The sequence below is a fragment of the Facilibium subflavum genome (assembly GCF_003574485.1).
In the GTDB taxonomy this organism is placed as follows: domain Bacteria; phylum Pseudomonadota; class Gammaproteobacteria; order Francisellales; family Francisellaceae; genus Facilibium; species Facilibium subflavum.
In genome coordinates this window covers 1-626 of sequence record NZ_QLIT01000373.1, presented here as the reverse complement: position 1 = coordinate 626, position 626 = coordinate 1, and the positions used below count along the sequence as shown (strand labels likewise).

General features: G+C 28.1%; 1 protein-coding gene. It reads right to left on the bottom strand.

Going from position 1 to position 626, the window contains the following annotated elements:
- Positions 1-512: hypothetical protein (locus DNK84_RS14005; protein WP_162902529.1), on the bottom strand; the 512-nt coding region annotated here is incomplete at its 3' end.
- Between the last annotated feature and the right edge of the window lie 114 nt (positions 513-626).

Genomic DNA, 626 nt, shown 5'->3' with positions numbered 1-626 from the left:
TGATTAAGTGGGTAAATTAATATCGAACCATCTGGCATTTCTTTATCAAAATATGATAGATATTTATTTTTGTATAAGATTGGCTCTAGATTGGATATATTCTCTTCAATATCCTTATACTTGATACGATACTGAAAATTAGCAATATTATCCTTTTCATAGAACATTAATGCTAAAACTCTAATAATAAATACACATGGCGCTAATTTAAGTCCATCTTTTTGTTCTGTAAGTGACTTCAAATAATGAGTTAACAGCTTTCTTTGAAAGATATTGTGACCATAATCTCCTTGCGAGCTTAGGTACTTATCTAATGGGATAGCTTGAAACATAGCCAATGTTTTAGCTATAGCTATTTCTAAATCATCTATATATATATAATCTGATTTTTGAAATCTTGTCTTTTTAATTTGTTTAACTAAGTCAAATAGCTCTTTAAAAGCATCTTTTCTTAGATTTTTGTTATATAAATAATCGTAATACGAATATACTGCTGCTGATTCTGATCTCATAATCTTTCCCCTATAAATATTTCTGTATATAAACAAACTTAAGCCTATGGAATAATGCTGCGATAAAACCAAGGCTTAAAAACCAAATTGCTGGTGATAAATAAACATCAATGC